The organism is Vibrio splendidus, assembly GCF_001557875.1.
Taxonomy (GTDB): domain Bacteria; phylum Pseudomonadota; class Gammaproteobacteria; order Enterobacterales; family Vibrionaceae; genus Vibrio; species Vibrio splendidus_F.
Window position 1 is genome coordinate 1315254 of sequence record NZ_LNRF01000001.1, and the last position, 16749, is coordinate 1332002.

At 42.5% G+C, this 16749-nt stretch carries 15 protein-coding genes and 2 pseudogenes; 10 read left to right on the plus strand and 7 right to left on the minus strand.

What is annotated here, in order from left to right; genetic code table 11:
• Positions 1-385 precede the first annotated feature (385 nt).
• A complete protein-coding gene (locus tag ATB74_RS05600; RefSeq protein ID WP_061017112.1) occupies positions 386-1768 on the plus strand; it encodes an MATE family efflux transporter in 1383 nt (460 codons plus the stop codon).
• Between the two features lie 113 nt (positions 1769-1881).
• Here the strand turns inward: ATB74_RS05600 and ATB74_RS05605 are convergent, their stop codons facing one another.
• The 3 genes from ATB74_RS05605 to ATB74_RS05615 all read right to left on the minus strand — a co-directional run bounded on the left by ATB74_RS05605 (position 1882) and on the right by ATB74_RS05615 (position 5125).
• On the minus strand, positions 1882-2445 hold the full coding sequence (locus ATB74_RS05605) for a type II secretion system protein (protein WP_081090064.1): 564 nt from the start codon (positions 2443-2445) through the stop codon (positions 1882-1884).
• Between the two features lie 556 nt (positions 2446-3001).
• Entirely contained in the window at positions 3002-3628 is a 627-nt protein-coding gene (locus ATB74_RS05610) for a hypothetical protein (protein WP_061017114.1), read from the minus strand.
• Between the two features lie 441 nt (positions 3629-4069).
• Complete coding sequence (locus ATB74_RS05615) at positions 4070-5125, minus strand: DUF1254 domain-containing protein (protein WP_061017116.1); 1056 nt, start codon at positions 5123-5125, stop codon at positions 4070-4072.
• 390 nt (positions 5126-5515) lie between these two features.
• On the opposite strand from ATB74_RS05615, the gene ATB74_RS05620 reads away from it, so the two are divergent.
• The 7 genes from ATB74_RS05620 to ATB74_RS05650 are packed head-to-tail and all read left to right on the plus strand — an operon-like array spanning position 5516 to position 12096.
• A complete protein-coding gene (locus ATB74_RS05620; RefSeq protein WP_279626274.1) occupies positions 5516-6496 on the plus strand; it encodes an AAA family ATPase in 981 nt (326 codons plus the stop codon).
• A gap of 14 nt (positions 6497-6510) precedes the next feature.
• Positions 6511-7443, plus strand: coding sequence for a DUF58 domain-containing protein (locus tag ATB74_RS05625; protein WP_061017120.1), 933 nt, complete (start codon positions 6511-6513; stop codon positions 7441-7443).
• A gap of 19 nt (positions 7444-7462) precedes the next feature.
• Positions 7463-8002, plus strand: a complete 540-nt coding sequence (locus tag ATB74_RS05630) for a DUF4381 domain-containing protein (protein WP_061017121.1) — start codon at positions 7463-7465, stop codon at positions 8000-8002.
• Complete coding sequence (locus ATB74_RS05635; RefSeq protein ID WP_061017123.1) at positions 7995-9032, plus strand: vWA domain-containing protein; 1038 nt, start codon at positions 7995-7997, stop codon at positions 9030-9032. The genes ATB74_RS05630 and ATB74_RS05635 overlap by 8 nt, the downstream gene beginning before the upstream one ends.
• Positions 9025-10005: a VWA domain-containing protein gene (locus ATB74_RS05640; RefSeq protein WP_061017125.1), complete on the plus strand. Its 981-nt coding sequence runs from the start codon at positions 9025-9027 to the stop codon at positions 10003-10005. The genes ATB74_RS05635 and ATB74_RS05640 overlap by 8 nt, the downstream gene beginning before the upstream one ends.
• A complete protein-coding gene (locus ATB74_RS05645) occupies positions 9999-10733 on the plus strand; it encodes a hypothetical protein (protein ID WP_061017127.1) in 735 nt (244 codons plus the stop codon). Before ATB74_RS05640 ends, ATB74_RS05645 begins: the two co-directional genes overlap by 7 nt.
• Positions 10720-12096 carry a BatD family protein gene (locus ATB74_RS05650; RefSeq protein WP_061017129.1) on the plus strand — a complete coding sequence of 459 codons (1377 nt, stop codon included), beginning with the start codon at positions 10720-10722 and terminating at the stop codon, positions 12094-12096. The genes ATB74_RS05645 and ATB74_RS05650 overlap by 14 nt, the downstream gene beginning before the upstream one ends.
• A gap of 45 nt (positions 12097-12141) precedes the next feature.
• Here ATB74_RS05650 and ATB74_RS05655 read toward each other — a convergent pair whose 3' ends face one another.
• Positions 12142-13092 carry a LysR family transcriptional regulator gene (locus tag ATB74_RS05655; protein ID WP_060981393.1) on the minus strand — a complete coding sequence of 317 codons (951 nt, stop codon included), beginning with the start codon at positions 13090-13092 and terminating at the stop codon, positions 12142-12144.
• Between the two features lie 149 nt (positions 13093-13241).
• Positions 13242-13454, minus strand: a pseudogene (locus ATB74_RS23690) (LysR family transcriptional regulator); the annotation flags it as partial.
• Here ATB74_RS23690 and ATB74_RS05660 point away from each other — a divergent pair.
• Positions 13433-13802: pseudogene (locus ATB74_RS05660) on the plus strand (short chain dehydrogenase); the annotation flags it as partial. The pseudogenes ATB74_RS23690 and ATB74_RS05660 sit on opposite strands and share 22 nt — an antisense overlap.
• A 103-nt stretch (positions 13803-13905) precedes the next feature.
• On the opposite strand, the gene ATB74_RS05665 reads toward ATB74_RS05660, so the two are convergent.
• Positions 13906-14334: a hypothetical protein gene (locus ATB74_RS05665; protein WP_060981394.1), complete on the minus strand. Its 429-nt coding sequence runs from the start codon at positions 14332-14334 to the stop codon at positions 13906-13908.
• Between the two features lie 185 nt (positions 14335-14519).
• Between ATB74_RS05665 and ATB74_RS05670 the strand changes: the two genes are divergently transcribed.
• Entirely contained in the window at positions 14520-15473 is a 954-nt protein-coding gene (locus ATB74_RS05670; protein WP_060981395.1) for a DUF2860 family protein, read from the plus strand.
• A gap of 154 nt (positions 15474-15627) precedes the next feature.
• Here ATB74_RS05670 and ATB74_RS05675 read toward each other — a convergent pair whose 3' ends face one another.
• Entirely contained in the window at positions 15628-16575 is a 948-nt protein-coding gene (locus ATB74_RS05675) for a LysR family transcriptional regulator (protein WP_061017130.1), read from the minus strand.
• Positions 16576-16749: the final 174 nt, after the last annotated feature.

The window sequence follows — 16749 nt, forward strand, 5'->3', positions numbered from 1 at the left end:
TTCAAGATCAATAAATGGATTGACCTTACCGTAAGGGAAAGGTTTAAGGTGAAATGAGTCCAATGAAGAATGAGGAAACAATTATGGGATGTTGCAACAAAGCGCCAAAAGGTGGAGCCCCTCTTGGCTTGCTTCTAAAAGTCACGTTTGGGATTGGTCTTTTAGTGATTCTGCTGGCTCTGTGGCAATAGGATAGTTATCCAGCACTAGGTTTGAAGCTAAGACGTGGCGGTATATATCAGAGCAACTTGAACTCTATAAATCCAATGCTTGACCCTATACGGTAAGGTGTTTATATTGTCGCCCGCCCAACGGGGCACATCCTAAAATGCACACCGGCCATCCTGCCATCATTCGTGTATTTATATTGGTGTTGTGAACTTCCATGCTAACGAAACTTCGTCCTTTTACTCGTGAATCGGGTGCGCTGATGCACCTTTCGGTTCCAATCATTTTGACTCAAATAGCTACCCAAGCGATGGGATTTGTCGATACGACAATGGCTGGCCAAGTCAGCCCTGCCGATCTTGCCGCTATTGCACTTGGCACTAGCCTTTGGATTCCTGTATTGCTGCTACTGCGTGGGGTGATTATGGCATTAACGCCTGTTGTTGCTTACCACCGCGGCGCACGTGATTTCCAAAGCATCTCTGTCGAGTTCTTCCAAATGGTATGGCTCGCATTAATAGCGAGTGTACTGCTCATCGCTTACCTAGTGAGTGCTAAACCGATCTTAGAATGGATTGGGGTTGCAGCTGAAATCATCCCTATCGGCAGCGACTATGCGTTTGCCCTAGCCTTTGGTGTGCCGGGTATTGCCCTGTTCTACACTTTGAATGGCTTTTGTGAAGGTATGAACAACACCAAAGTACCGATGATCATCTCCGTGGTTGGTCTGTTGGTAAATATTCCGGTCAACTACGTGCTTATTTACGGTAAGTTTGGCTTCCCTGAAATGGGTGCGGTGGGCTGTGGCTGGGCGACAAGCTTGGTGTATTGGCTAATGTCGGGAATGCTGTATTCCTACATTAAAGGTCATCACCACTACAAAACTATTATTAGCTTTGCAGACGCTAAGCCAAAAGCAAAAGAGATGCTTCACCTTCTAAGATTAGGTTTACCTATCGGGATGAACATCGCGGTATGTGGCAGTATCTTTGCGGTAATCGCTCTGATGATCGGCCGTATTGGTGCTGAGAACGTGGCAGCGGCGCAAATTGCACTTAACATCTCGAGCCTAACTTACGTGATTCCGATGAGTATCTCATTTGGTATTACGATTCGTGTTGGGCATGCACTAGGCGAGAAAGACGAACTTGGCGCGATTGAGCGCAGTAAAGTCGGTATTTTAGTTGCAGCTTTGATTTCACTGCTTTCGGTTGCGATGTTCCTGCTGTTCCCTGAGTGGATAATTAGGCTTTACACCACCGACCCTGCAATCAGCGCAACAGCAGCGGTATTGTTGACCTTTACGGCGATGTACCAATTCAGCGATGCATTGCAAACGTCTGCTAACGGCGCATTACGTGGCTATAAAGATACTAAGATCCCGATGATCTTAGCCATCGCTTCATACTGGGGCTTGGCACTACCACTCGGCATGGTGTTAGGCTTAACAGACCACATTGTTCCTGCAATGGGTGAAGAAGGCTTCTGGATTGGTATTCTGACGGGCTTGAGCGTTTCAGCGACACTGATGTTAATTCGCTTGCGATACATAATTAGGAAGCGTGACTTGCCACCAGCAGATGTTGCAATAGCAAGCTAAGATAGACAAATAATCTAATACAAAAAAGCGCGTTATTGCCATTTGGTAATAACGCGCTTTTTTATCTAATTCGAATAAGCTTTATTCCAACTAGAATCGTTTAGCTGCTCTGGTTAACATTCGTCGTTCACTACACGAACGGTACATTCACAACCATCAACTGGACATTCATTTCCGGTAACTCGCCCACCAAAAGAGTCATAGATAACATAACAACCAGCAGGCAAAGCATCATCAGTTAGATTGTTGCTATTAAGGTCTGCTTCACTAAATGAATGAGTGTATCCGACAACAGTGTGCCGATTTCCTACAGCCGATGTTAAATTGTCATCTTCGGATAACGTAAGAAAATCGATCATCTCGAGTTTGTTACCTTCATCCCCTTCACTTTCAGGGCAAAGTGTTCCCCAGTCGACTTCAACTCTACCAATACCAAAATCGATTACGTAGTTGCTCTGGTCACCTGGGTTTGTTGCGTCAGGATCAAGCCCTGCGATAATAGCTTTAGAAGTCACTTGCGTGATCACGCCTTCCATCGCACCCGCAACACCTTCAAGTACCGCTTCTCTCGCTGATTCTTGAATACCAAGGAATCTTGGAGCCGCAGTTACTGCCAACACTCCGAGTATCACGATCACGATGATTAATTCCATTAAAGTAAATCCGTTTTTCTTCATGACATCCACATCAGTTTGTAACTTAAATATTCGATAAGTAAATAATTTGTCATTAACTATACATCGCAAAGAGAACACATAAAACATCCTCAATGAGAAACAGGTAAAGCAAATATAAGTCGATTGTTGACTCTATACTTTGTCGATTTGACCAGAAGCCTTGTCGCATAGGGTATGAGTAATCATTGAAGCTCCGATACAACGAAACAAAAACCAGTAAGATACAGATAATGTTTAATCTATTTATTCGAGCTAACGCAAGTTAAGCAAGCTGAGATTTGAACTGTTTTAGTCTCACCCATTTCTTAAACGTCTTCACACACTGACAATTCAACAGACAACTAGGCACACTTCTAGGAACGAAATGAAAAATCGCGTATTGCCACTGCCAATAACGCACTTTCATAAATCGATATTGATCTAATTACTTACAGAATTAAAGTTATTAACTGTTAGAACGAAAATTCTTTCAATGTTCACCGATGTAAATATGTGGAACCCAAATTTTTTGTTAGATTTACATCTTAGGTCGTCATAATAATTATTTTTGGTTGAGTTAAAAAGCAACCTTATAGTTTAAAAAATATTGTTCTTCATCATTACTGATCATATTAACACCAAGCCTGAACCTATGGCGACCATGTTGATATCCGACGAACAGATCTGTCGATAAACTGTCAAGATATTCACTACCATATTGTGAGGAGTAAAAAGGATCTAGACCAAGGTGGAAATTATCTGCAAACTTATAACGAGTATACCAACCCAATGTTGATGTCATATCATAATCATCTTGTACTTCATTATTTGTGTACCCTAGCATTGCAACTGGATATATAACTAAGGAATCTAACTTAAATGTCATAATATAACCAGCACTCACATTTCTAACATCGCTATTCCCTCCGACTTCAGTGTAGAAGCCTTGGCCATCTTTCATATTTGCATATGTTAATTTTAGTTTATCGAAGCCATCTTTTGACTCCAATAAAGCCAAGTGTCGGCCAGAAGCAACCCCTACGCTCATGTCTACACCTGCGGTATTAACTTCAGCCCCTAAACTACTATAGACAGCGGTGGGATCTGCCATATCGACTTTAGCTTGCAAACTTAAGCTTAATAAACTGGAGATTAAAAACACTGATTTTTTCATATACTGCCTTCTTTCTAATTTCATCTTCATAGTTAATACCAATATCGACTTCTAGATTTCCAATCTTCTCGTTCGAATCGTAATACATGTCAACGCAATACAAATTTTAATTTAATTTATAACAATCAAATGTTGATATAATCGAATTCATAGCCTAAACAGATGGCACACCTTATTACAGATTAAACACCATCAAAACAACACCATTTATTAAATACATAAAATGAGAAATGGTAAAAGTAAATAAAACAGTATTACTCGAAGAGAGTCCACATTAATCCCTAACGCAATATGTGGCATATTATGTTACTAGCTTGGTTATTGGGAAGCTTTACACAATTAGCGAAACAGAATAATAAGATTCCTACCAACATTAATTAATACTATCTATAAGACTATAAATGCGAAAAAGCACGTTACTGTCATTCGGCAACAACGCGCTTCTCGAATTGATATTTGGCTATATCATTTTCAATTAATCGCTTTCACAGAAGGAAGTACTCGGAATCCATCGCGTACTTTCTGGCTTGGGATGTAATGACGGAAAGCCAAGTTAAACGCGCCAGAGTCATTTTCTGTCTTGATATTATTTACAGCGCCATCACCACAGCCAAAGCTTAGTGTGTAAGTGCCGTCTGCATTTTTATCAGCCGTGTTTGAGCTTACGTTTGCTACATCATCAAACATGAAGCCTTGCTTGTTGTAGACCGTGACAGACCAAAATGCTTGGTTCTTAGGATCTTCAAAGGTTACCTGATGACAGGTATCTGTTGGGAAGTTTCCAGAAATTTCATAGATGTTATCTTCTAGCTGTGCTCCACCCCAGCCAACAGCCGCACCAACCGCGTATTTCTCTTTGGTAAACATCTCTTTTGACGCATCTTCAGGGCTGGTAAACATACCAAACGTCGCTTGAGCACCATCTCGTTTGAGTATTTTTGGCATTTCCATCTTGAGGCTTGTTTCTACCTCTTCAAAGGATTTCTCATCCACTTGCATAGCAGTGAACTCGCCTTCCGCTTTTGCATCAATACTCATTTGATCTTGGATTTTATGAACTTCATCTTTGGTGAACGTCGCGTCTGTACGAATGATCACATAAACGTGATCGCCGATATGAGTCGAAAGATCAAACGTACCTGAACCGTATTGCATTGGCTGAATGCGGTGATCTTCTGTAATCACTTCCATCGACATGTACTTGCCTTCCGGAATCTCAGGTAACGTAACGGTCGCCCCCTTTGATACGTTAATTACTGCCATTGAGTAGTAGGTGTCTCGGTTCATTCGAACCACATCCTGTTCATCTGTTGGCGTTAGCTCGCGTTTGTGACGGAATGTATTGACGCCAACAATCTCTTGGTTCTTCAAATATTGACGTGAAGTTTCATGCACAGCGTAATTATCAACGGTTGTTACGTCGCCATCGGTGTTGAAGAACTCTGTAAGAGTTGAAACTTCTTCAGCTGCGAAAGAAGAAAGTGAAACTGCGCTTAAACCTAAAACTACTAATGCTAATTTTTTCATTGTTGACCTCTAATAAAATCGATAACGCTAAACCAAACATAGTCCATTTGTTTCTGTAGGAGCAATTAGTTCGTTAACCGCTCAACTTGTGAACAATGTTATCAATGCAGCATAAATTCACAAATGACACTGCCGTATAAGAGATATGCAGCAAAGTAATGTTATATGCCAACCTTTATTCTTGATTAAAATACAAACAATACAGTAGCCTATTTATAGACCATGCGGTTAAGCATTTCCAAGGTGAGTAGTTAACAAAGGTATGTCAGTCGCGTATGACGATATTATTTTCGACTACCCTTAGCAAAGGTGATTTAAATAATTGCTTTAACTAATAATATTCACTTTTTCTCCGTCGAGTGACCAAATTCTCACTTGATTAGTCAGTCAATAGGTAAGCAAATGAATCCAACTCTAGACTCAATAAACCAACTCAAGCATCAGATGGAATCTTCAGTAATTGGCCAGCAACATATGGTCGATACATTACTGGTTGCTTTACTTACGAATGGTAATGTTCTGCTTGAAGGATTACCCGGAACAGCAAAGACTCGTTCTATCAAATCATTGGCTTCTGCCCTACAGGTTGACCTTGGTCGTGTTCAATTCACTCCGGATCTACTGCCTTCTGATGTGACAGGCACAGAGGTGTATCAAGACGTCGACGGCAAACCGACTCTTACATTCCAACCTGGCCCAGTTTTCAACAATCTATTACTGGCCGATGAGATCAACCGTTCTCCAGCAAAGGTGCAAGCTGCGTTGTTGGAAGCGATGGAAGAGCGACAAATCACGGTTGCAGGCAAGACTTACAAACTACCTGAGCTATTCATGGTTTTGGCGACACAAAATCCGGTTGAACAAGAAGGTACTTATCCTCTTCCCGAAGCGCAAATGGACAGATTTATTATGAAAATAAATCTCGACTATCCAGATGCGGATGCCGAAGAGCAGATCATTAAGATGGTTCGCAGTGAGGAAAAACCTAGTGTGGAAAAACCTGCCCCCATTGACCCTCAGTGCATTTTTGATGCTCGAGAACAACTGCGAGACATACATTGTAGCGACGCGGTTCTTAAATACATTGTCGCGATTGTTGTAGCAACAAGACAGCCAGAGTTGTACCCAGAATCTCCTCTTTCACAATGGATTGGTGTTGGTTCAAGCCCACGTGCAACCATTGCGTTAGACAAATGTTCACGAGCGATGGCATGGCTAAACGGTAAGGACTTTGTCGACCCTGATGATGTTCGTAAAGTGGTTCATGGGGTTCTGCGTCACCGCCTGATTCTGTCTTACGATGCACTTGCTGAAGGCGTCAGTTCCGACCGAGTTATCGATGAGATTTTGTCTCAGGTTGCAGTAGCGTAACGCGAGAGGTCACCATGGAGACGAAACCAACACTTGATCCTGATATCTACACGAATCTAAAGGCATTGCGATTGTTGAAATACAAGGCGCATGGCTTTGACTTTCTACCGGCTCAGCCAATCAACAGTGCGTTAACGGGTCGTCATGTATCTAAGCTACGTGGACGTGGATTGAACTTTGAAGAAATGCGTCACTATCAGATTGGCGACGATATTCGCACCATGGATTGGAAAGTGACGAATAGAACGGGCAAGCCACACGTCAAAATATTCTCTGAAGAGCGTGAGCGTAACGTTTATGTCATGGTCGATCAGCGCACTAGCATGTTCTTTGGCAGTACAGGTCGAATGAAATCTGTAGTTGCTGCAGAAATCGCAGCTTTGATTGCTTGGAAAGTCATAGACAGTACCGATCGTGTGGGTGCCATTGTCTATAACGACAACACTGCTCTGCCTATTTCACCACAACGCAGCGCAAACCACGTACTCAAAATACTCAATGAGATTGCGAGTAAGAATCAGCTGCTCAAAGCGGGAAAGGCTCAAGACACGCAATCCAACTCGTTCGCTAAATTGTTTCATCAGGCGCAAAGGTTGGTTAAGCATGATGGGCTCGTGATCTTGATTACCGATGGTTACGGCTATAACGAGCGTAGCGAAGAGCAGATAAAAGCGTTGTGTCAGCACAACGATGTGGTGCTGTGTCATGTTACCGACCCGCTGGAGCATGATTTAGCCATGCTTAATAAAATGGTACTTAGCGACGGGCAATTGCAATTATCCGTATCAGGCCAAGAAGCGCAGTTACGCGATGCATTCGCCAAAGACGTGGTTCAAGCCATTGATAATTTCACGGCAGTGGCGAAGAAATATCGAATTCCAGTCTTGCCCTTCAACACCGTCGATCCAACCGATGTTCAGCTTAGAAAAGCACTCGGCGCGAGTTAAATAACTGAGAATGCAGACTATGACGACTAACACTGGGCTTGAGCCTTTACAGCCAGAAAATGTGAATCCTTTAATGGCCTCTTTGTCTGAGCCTTCTTTGCCAGAAAGTATCTCGTGGCTACCGAATGCACCAGGCTGGTACTGGCTACTCTTGTTGCTGTTTGGCTTCGCTTTATATCGTGTCTATTTGGTTATTCAAAAGTATCTAGCAAACACATACCGACGCGCTGCCTTGGTAGAACTCGAGCAACTCTCTTTAGAGGCTCAATCGGGTGACATTTCATCATTTCAAAGGCTACCACAACTGCTACGAAGAACCGCATTGTACGCCTTCCCTCGTACAGATATTGCGCCTTTAACCGGTACAGATTGGGAAAAATGGCTAGATGCCCATTGCACCAAGCGCCAATTTTCATCCGAGTTCTCTACATCAAAACTCTCAGGTGTACTTGCTCAGCTCGCCTACTCTTCAGCGGCGACATTAACGCAAGAAAAACGAAACGCCATCATGGATAACGTTGCACTTTGGATAAAACATCACGAGGTATCACATGATTGAATTTGAATACCCGATAGCGTTTGCACTGCTCTGCTTACCCTTTGTCGTATATTGGTTGTTGCCGGTTTACAAAGAGTCAAAAAGCGCGATTCAAGTGCCCTTTTTTGAGCGCCTTATTGCCGTGTCTTCACAAGAGCCCTCTGAAACCGCAGTCAAGATGAGCCGTCGTAAAGTGCAATGGCTATTGGTGATCATCAGCTACCTTGCTTTAGTCATCTCGATTGCCAAACCTATGTGGGTGGGCGAACCAATCGAACAAAAGAAATCCGCTCGTGAAATTATGGTCGCACTGGATCTGTCAGGCTCGATGTCAGAAGAGGATTTTGCCGATAAACAAGGCAATAAACACGACCGTTTAACCATTGCAAAGCAGGTATTACGTGAGTTTGCAGCCCAGCGAGAACATGACCGCTTAGGGTTAATATTATTTGCAGACTCAGCTTATGTTCAAGCGCCATTTACTGAAGATATTGAGGTGTGGCAATCATTGCTTGAAAATGTTGAGCTTGGCTATGCCGGATTTCAAACCGCTTTTGGCGATGCTATTGGCTTATCAATTGCCGTATTCGAACAAGAGCAGAGCCGCCAACGAGTGATGATTCTGCTAACCGATGGTGATGACACAAGCTCGAAAATGCCTCCAGTCAAAGCTGCGGAAATCGCCGCCAAATATGGGGTGAAGATTTACACCATTGCAATTGGTGACCCGAGCACCAAAGGCCGCTACAAGATGGATCTTCCCACTTTAGAGAAGGTATCAGCCGCAACTGGCGGGCAGATGTTTCATGCCATGGACCGAAAACAACTCGCACAAGCTTACGCAACGATAGACGAACTAGAACAGCAAGAGTTTGAACTGTTATCTCACCGTCCTAAACACAGCTTGCACCACTATGTATTTGGCGTTTGTCTGGTGAGCAACCTACTCGCGGCCTTAATCGTGTTTGGTGCCAATCTACGCCGTCAAAGACGTCATCAAAAAGAAGTAAAGCATGTTATTCGCCGCAGAGAGGAGCTAACCAATGACTGATTTCAATACATTGTTTGGTGGCGATATCACCCAGTTTCATTTCATGCGTCCACTGTGGTTGTTAGCATTGGTCCCGTTCGTGTTGTTTTATCGTGCACTCGTTCAACAAGAGGATTTAGTCGCACAGTGGAAGCCTGTAATGTCTAAAAACATGGTAGAACATCTGTCTCTCAACCAAAATCGAGCGCGTATGGTTTCTCCGAATCGATTGTTTTTGGTGTTTGCGGTTATAGCCACGATCATTATGGCGGGTCCAACGTGGCAGCAACAACCCTCACCATTTTTTAAGGACAATTCCGAGCTGGTGATCGCCTTAGATGTCTCTGATTCAATGAATAAAACCGATATTCAGCCGTCACGATTAGAGCGCGCTAAACAGAAGATCAATCAGCTTGTTGAACTACGTGGAGACGCAAAAACTGGTTTAGTGATATACGGCGGCAGTGCGCATGTCGCGATGCCTGTCACCAAAGACAAAGAGTTAACGCGATACTTCCTTGATGTATTGGATGGAAGCTTACTGCCAGATAACGAGAGCAAACCAGCTTCGGTGTTAAAGCCGACGCTCGAGCTAATTGCACAAGCAAAAGCGCCATCAACGGTATTGATACTGACAGACAAGACCAATGACGAAGCGATAGAACAATTCTCTAAAGCGTTTGAACAACAGCAACACCAAGTGATCGTTTGGGCGATGGGGGAAAACCCGCAGAGTGGCGGAAATGGCACGGCAGGTTTAACCGAACCCCAACTCGCTTCACTGTCACAACTGGCGCAAGCGGGGCATGGAAAAATGGTTTCATTCACTCATGACACTAGCGACGTAGAAGCGGTTTATCAGGGCATTCAAAACAACCTGTTTGCAGTAAGCGATAACGCCCTACCTTGGTTAGACGCGGGCTATTGGTTGCTGTTTTTGTTGCTGCCTATCCAATTAATGTGGTTTAGAAAAGGGTGGACGCTACAGTGGTAAATAATAAACAGGTAGTGAATCAAAAGGTAATCAATCAAAAGATTGATAATCTGACGAAGCCAACTACTTCGACTCCGAACAAGTCCAACCGTTTAGCTTGGTTATCCAAACTTAAGCCAATGCACTTGTTGCTTGTGCTTATTGCAGGAAATCTGATTTGGGGAATCGCCAATAAGCACTCATTTTTTGATTTTTGGCTATCCAACGATCAACACGCTTATGTCGAGTTCAAGCAAGGCAACTACGCGCAAAGTGCCGCTCTGTTCGATGATTCAACATGGAAAGCCTACAGTCGTTATTTGTCTGGTGATTTCCTTGGTGCGATTGAGCAATTAAGTCCACAAGCAAGTGAACAAGGTGACGAACCGGCAGCGCTCACTGATTTCGCTAAGTTAATCGTCGCGAACAGCTACGCTCATACAGCTCAATTTGATAAAGCTACTGCGCTTTACAACGAACTGTTGAACAACGAAACGTATGCAGAACAAGCAACCAACAACCTTGCAGTTGTGGAAGCTGCAATAGAAAAGATCAAGAGCACACCACCGACAAAGCAAGATTCAGAAAAAGTCATTGATGACAGGAAATTGGTCGACGACGAACCAAAAGAAGGGAGTCAGAAGGAGCTCGTGATCTCTGACCAAGTCTGGCTAAAACAGGTCAGACAGAATCCATCTAAGTTTCTAAGACAAAAATTTCAGCAGGAATACAGCAATGAACAAAACTAAATCGACAGCCCGAGCATTCGCCCTTCTGAAATGTTGGTTTTCGGTCTTATCAGCGATGATGCTTTTAATTTCAATACCAGCAAGTGCTACTAACCTAGACCAGCTTGTCAGTGACGGTGAGTTGAAGCTGAAAGTTGAAATTAAAACTCAAGATGTCGCTGTGAAACAACAAGTCGCACTTGACGTTGAAATATTGAGTACCCGCCCCTTTCAAGAAGAGTTGGCATTACCTTACTTAGATATACCCAACACAGTCGTAAAGAAAGATGAGCAGAAAGTCGCGCGTTCAGCACGCACAATTGAAGGCACCAAGTGGTTTACCCAAAAAGCACGCTACTACTTGTACCCTATGCAAGCTGGCGAGTTTACTGTTCCTGAATTGAATATTCCCGTTAGTATAAAGCTTGCCTATGATAACGTTGCTGAAGGGGCAATTAGATCGCAACCAATAAACTTTTCATCCCAAATGCCCGTGAGCAACATTGATACAGACGCGTTGATTGTAAGCCCTAATGCTGAGCTTTCGATATCAACCGATCGCCCGCTAACCGACGAATTCGAAGTTGGCCACGCTGTCACTGCCACGTATACATTGAGCGTGGCAAACTCACATATGATGTTGCTACCGGAAATCAACATCCTAGATATTTCGGGCGTAGAGCTGTATCGCAAGCCAGCAGTCAAAGAAAATATATTTAATCGCTTGAATAAGAGCAATACCGCCACACTCAAACAAAAGGTAACGTTAATTCTGCAAAAACGAGGAAAAGTCACCTTACCAAAACAGACCATGGCATGGTGGAATACGAAGACCAATCAGTTGGAATCGTTGACTGTAGCGCAGCAAACAATTCAAGTCGGTGACGCAAAGTTATTAGACTCGTTAAGTAACACTTTAGGGTCTATCGATGGGGCTAAAACCTTATCGAATTGGCTGAGCCAATATTGGCATTACGTTGCCATAGCTGGAGTATTCCTTGCTGCGATTGCTCATCTGCTCGGAAAGCATTTCATTGATTTAAAACGTTATTTTGTCGCACGCCAGCAATTAAATACCAAAAAGTTGAATATTCAATTTTGTCGACATGTCGAAGACAAACAGTACAGCAAAGCGGTGCAAGATATCTATGAGATCACGGGGCGAAAAACCTTTTCGAAAGGCACGCTTCAACTTCCTCTAAATTCTGAATCAAAAGACATTTGGAAGAAGTTATTGAAGCTTGGCTACGCAAAAAATACTGAAGGCTCAGTTTCAGCTTCCCTCTCAGTATCACGAGCAGAAGCCAAAACACTATTAAAAGCTATCAATGACTCGCCCAAAACCCGAAGAACGCCATTTAGGTTTAATTGGAACCTGAACTAAGCGGAGAACTTAGCTTAGATTGCGGTGTTAGCAAAGACGTTGGGCTCAACTCTCACAAACAACGTCTTCAATTACTGACACCACTAAGTTCTTAAACCATTGATGCGCCGGGCTGGTAACGGTTCTCTTATGCTCAATCAAAAACAGCTCGAACATTAACTCAGGAACATTATCTAGAGAGTATATTGGCACTATCTTGTCGCCTATTCCCTCTAGTTCAGTCAATTTGTGAGTTGCAACCAAAATAGTATTCGAACTCTGCATCACTTCCACCAGCGTAAGAAGCTGTCCGCTTTTAAAGGCTATATCTCTCTGCATTCCATTCTTAACTAAGTAAGAGTCTACTGGGTGTTGCAACCCGTAATTCGAGCGGATATCGAGCGTGAGGTCGACAAAGCGAGATTCGAGGCACTGCTCAAGCGTTACATTTTTAGCTTTCGCTAAAGGGTGGTTTTCAGAAACATAAAATATCGGGTAGATCTGCCCCAGGCTTACGTATGGAAACTCGATTGGATTGCTCGGGGCTTCGATGTGAATCGTAAAATCCACATCTCGTGATAACAGCTGGCTGGTTGGCGTTTTCGCAATGGGATATTCGATAAGACTCGCGTTTGGAGCATCGTGCATGAATCGTTCAGCAAGGGGGACAGAAAGCATCCTACTCATTAATGGTGGTAAAGATACAACAAACGTTTGAACACACTCAGCAGGATCAAACGCTGATTTTGTTACTAGGCTTCGCATAGCCAATAGTAACTCTTCTAAAGGCGCTTGCAGTTCCAGCGCTTTTTGTGTGGGCACTAAACCATTGGACTCTCGATAGAACAATGGGTCATCAAACAACTCTCGTAAGCGACTTAACGTACGACTCATCGCAGGCTGAGACAAATACAAGGTATTAGCGGCTCGCGTTACGTTCCTCTCTTTGATTAAAACACTTAAAGACACCAATAAGTTTAGGTCTAACCGAGAAAGCTGCTGTTCGATAGTCATCATAAGACATGCATCCGAGTAATATCACTCGTTAAATAATTGCATCAATGTGGCTAACAAACAAGTAGTGATGATAACTGGCTAAACGTTTCGTTTAATAATGCGAGCTATTCAGTCGATGCGCCCTACTTTACTGTCATTTTTAATACCCGTTATTCCTCAATCTTGAGCAAGGATGTGACCCATTTTTGTAGTGGGTCTTCGTTATATCTCGGGTGCCAAGCAACCACCACATCAAAGCTTTCAGGGGAGTGCTCCATTGGGATCGTCACCAAATTGAACCCTTCAATAGCTCTGGATGGTAAGAACGCAATAGAATCTGTGGTGTTTAAATACATGGGCACAATGGATGACCACGGTAATGAGTAAAATGATGGGACAAGTCAACCTTGTTCGCATCGACCAAAAGTGCATTGCTGATGGCGGTCCATTTACTCTAATTAGCGGTATCTTGAATGTTAAACCCATTCCTTTTGCGATTGTTGATGCTACCACTAGCGGATCAATTGACACTTTCGTTAAGACTGTTGCTTTTGAAATGCCAAGAAACACGCGTATCAATGTCATTAACCGACCATTCTTGCTGAAGGTGGGATGTTTACGGTGAAATGATGCCAGGTTTTGAACCTGTACCAAGCAAACTTATTGGCAAAGCGTTTGAGCGCTCGGTCAATGACTCTCTTACTGGTGAAGTGATTTTTGTCGATGCCTAACGTTCTAGACACATAGTATGTGGAACCCTAGTGTAAAGGCGTTCCTATGAATGCCTTTACACTATCCTAATAGACTCTATTCGCTTAACACAACCTGTGCTTTTCAACTGGCAGTTGCACCTAGGGAGTTTCTTTTCAACAAAGAGCAAGAGTAGTTCCTTATACTTACTACGCTATATATTTCACTCATTTTTAAACTAGGTACTTCTGATCTTACATCCACCTCTTCTAACCAGAACACATCAAACAACAAGTGAAGGTCCTTTGCCAACAAAGCCTCTATCGACTCCGTACCGTTTGTTTGCCAGATAAGCATCTTTGACACATCCACAAGAATGTTTCTGTTTTTTATTGGCGGATTGCTTAAATTGTCGAGATAGTCATCAATATCTTCAACGATGATGATAGAACATCTTCCCTCCCCCATATCAAGAACATCGTAGGGGCGGTCGTTTAAATATATCGTAGATTGATATTTATCCTGTTTTGACACTGAGCTTAACTGCATTTTCTTTTCCATGACTAAAAACATAAACCCACTTTAAACACCATCTCATGTTCAATACATGAATAAGAGATATTCATATTCTTCTCTCGAACCTTTCAAAAATGCATATCTGTTATCCATATTAATTATTTTTTATCAATTTAATATCCACCTCGTAAACGGATGTTGCACCAATAAAAGGAAAAACAAACTTTTGAGAGAAACAAAAAATGAACACTAAGAGTATATTGTCAGTCGCTATTTTATCGTCATTAACAACAAGCGCTTTCGCATTTGATTCTTCACGAATTAGCGGTGAACTTATCCTCGCCACAGGTTATGTATCAACGAATTCAAACTTGAGTACTGAAAGCGACGCAGTATTAAAAAATAGAAATAATAAGGGTTCGCACAACGACGATGTAATTGTTATGCCGCTAGGTAGTATCGGTTATCAACTTGGTGAGCATCATAATCAAAAAGTATACTTGGGCACATCCCGAGATGACTTAGCCGTCGGTGATTTAGCGTTCGAAATCGGCTATCAGTACAATATGCAAAACGGTACTCAATTAGATATTGCTTACCTTCCAACCGTTGTTTCTGGCGAAGTATGGAAAGATCCATACTTAGAAGGTCGTCGTAGCAAGACAGACGTTGAGGGAAACGCATACAGATTCCAAGCAAATAACATTGTCGGTTCTGGTTTTTCACTAGATATGGCTTTTGCGACAACCGAAGTAGACAACGAACAGATCCTAGCCACAGAGCTTGCACGTGATAGTGACATGTACTTACTAAAAGGTGGGTATATTGCTCACTTCACACCAAACATGGGCTTAAGTACGAGCTTGGGTTACTTACATAATGATGCTGACGGTAAAGCAGAAACCTTCGACCAGTATGAGATAGAAATGACGTACTTTGTCACTCATGGAGCCCACAAAGTCGCACTAACGAGCAGCTACGCGTATCGAGATTTCGATGGTCAAAACTCTATTTACGGAAAAACTCGCTCCGACCACAAACACAAGTTCTTTGCAGCCTACGAGTACGCGAATATCGCTAGTTTAGAAAATTGGAATTTAGTCTCTTTTGCTGGCGTTAATTACAACGATTCGAATATTAATTTCTATAAGAGTGAAGATTACCTAGCATCTGTAGGTGTGAGTTACAAATTCTAACGCCTTCTTTGCTTAGCCGACAATCAGCTCTAATAAAGTAAATGTGTAACACAATCTCAAAAGCCTCTATCGTAGTAACCAAGGCGTTACCAACATAGAGGCTTTTTAGTTTTCGCGTTCTATTTTATTTTCTTCGTTCTTAAATACCTTTTTTTTAATACGATTGATTATCTGGCTGAACGATTGAATTAAAGAACGACTGAACCGCTTGATGAAGATGCTGATTAAGCGGATAACCACGTTTTGACTGTAAATAACCACCAGACACGCTAATCGTTCTTAAATGGTCAGGCATTGTTGGTGGTGGATAACAGGCCAATTGCTCATTATGCATCAAGATATAGCTACTGTTGAAGCTAATAGCATCCGAGTTAACTAGCTTATCAACAATAATGGGAATGCTTTGGCTCTTCAAACAGATCTTTGGCTTCACACCTTTCGCTATAAACAAATCATCATATAAATCATACTTTTCCCCCGGTTCAACAGAGGATGAAGCATACTTCACAATTTGAAGGTCTTTTATATCATCCCAATTAGATGTCTGAGACAAAACTGGATGATCTTTTCTCGCGACCAAATTAATTTCGATATTAGATAGATGATGCGTATAAATATCTTGTGGTAGAGGTAGCAGCGTATAGTGCAGCATGTAATCAATTCGTCGGTCTAACATATTTTGCAAAGAGTGCTGTTGCCAGTTGATTAACTTGAAGCAGGCATTTGGTAGCGCTTGATTCAACGATTGATACAGCCCCTTCCCGAATACATCTAACAAAGTGACATCGCAAGCAATGACAATTTCCCCAGAATATTCCACGGGATCAAATTCTTGGTACGCTTCCAGCACCTGAGTGAACGGCTTGAGCATATTGTCTGATGCTTCTGCCAGCTTTTCAGCTAGTTCAGACGGCTCGACACCGTGTGCTTTGCGAATAAAGAGTTGATCACCAAAGGTTTCTCGAAGCTTTGCTAACCCTCGGCTAACACTGGTTTGAGAGATACCCAATCTTTTTGCCGTTACAGAGGTATTTTGAGTCTCTACAACCACCTTTAGCAAACGTAACAAGTTTAGGTCGAGATTATCAAGGTTGTTTCCCATAGTTCAAATCGTTCCCTTGTTTACTAAGTTATTGTTTACAACATAACATAAAGACTAGAACACTCAGAGACTTATTGAACATGGATATTGTAAATATGAGTATCACAACAATACTTAAAAAGCCCAACAATGTCGGGCTTTTTTAGTATTTCCATATCCGATGTTCAGTCGCAT

Bases quoted from the DNA above. Each gene is read 5' to 3' on its own strand.
- ATB74_RS05600 (WP_061017112.1), top strand. From the start codon at position 386: ATGCTAACGAAACTTCGTCCTTTTACTCGTGAATCGGGTGCGCTGATG.
- ATB74_RS05605 (WP_081090064.1), bottom strand. From the start codon at position 2,445: ATGAAGAAAAACGGATTTACTTTAATGGAATTAATCATCGTGATCGTG.
- ATB74_RS05610 (WP_061017114.1), bottom strand. From the start codon at position 3,628: ATGAAGATGAAATTAGAAAGAAGGCAGTATATGAAAAAATCAGTGTTT.
- ATB74_RS05615 (WP_061017116.1), bottom strand. From the start codon at position 5,125: ATGAAAAAATTAGCATTAGTAGTTTTAGGTTTAAGCGCAGTTTCACTT.
- ATB74_RS05625 (WP_061017120.1), top strand. From the start codon at position 6,511: ATGGAGACGAAACCAACACTTGATCCTGATATCTACACGAATCTAAAG.
- ATB74_RS05630 (WP_061017121.1), top strand. From the start codon at position 7,463: ATGACGACTAACACTGGGCTTGAGCCTTTACAGCCAGAAAATGTGAAT.
- ATB74_RS05635 (WP_061017123.1), top strand. From the start codon at position 7,995: ATGATTGAATTTGAATACCCGATAGCGTTTGCACTGCTCTGCTTACCC.
- ATB74_RS05640 (WP_061017125.1), top strand. From the start codon at position 9,025: ATGACTGATTTCAATACATTGTTTGGTGGCGATATCACCCAGTTTCAT.
- ATB74_RS05650 (WP_061017129.1), top strand. From the start codon at position 10,720: ATGAACAAAACTAAATCGACAGCCCGAGCATTCGCCCTTCTGAAATGT.
- ATB74_RS05655 (WP_060981393.1), bottom strand. From the start codon at position 13,092: ATGATGACTATCGAACAGCAGCTTTCTCGGTTAGACCTAAACTTATTG.
- ATB74_RS05665 (WP_060981394.1), bottom strand. From the start codon at position 14,334: ATGTTTTTAGTCATGGAAAAGAAAATGCAGTTAAGCTCAGTGTCAAAA.
- ATB74_RS05670 (WP_060981395.1), top strand. From the start codon at position 14,520: ATGAACACTAAGAGTATATTGTCAGTCGCTATTTTATCGTCATTAACA.
- ATB74_RS05675 (WP_061017130.1), bottom strand. From the start codon at position 16,575: ATGGGAAACAACCTTGATAATCTCGACCTAAACTTGTTACGTTTGCTA.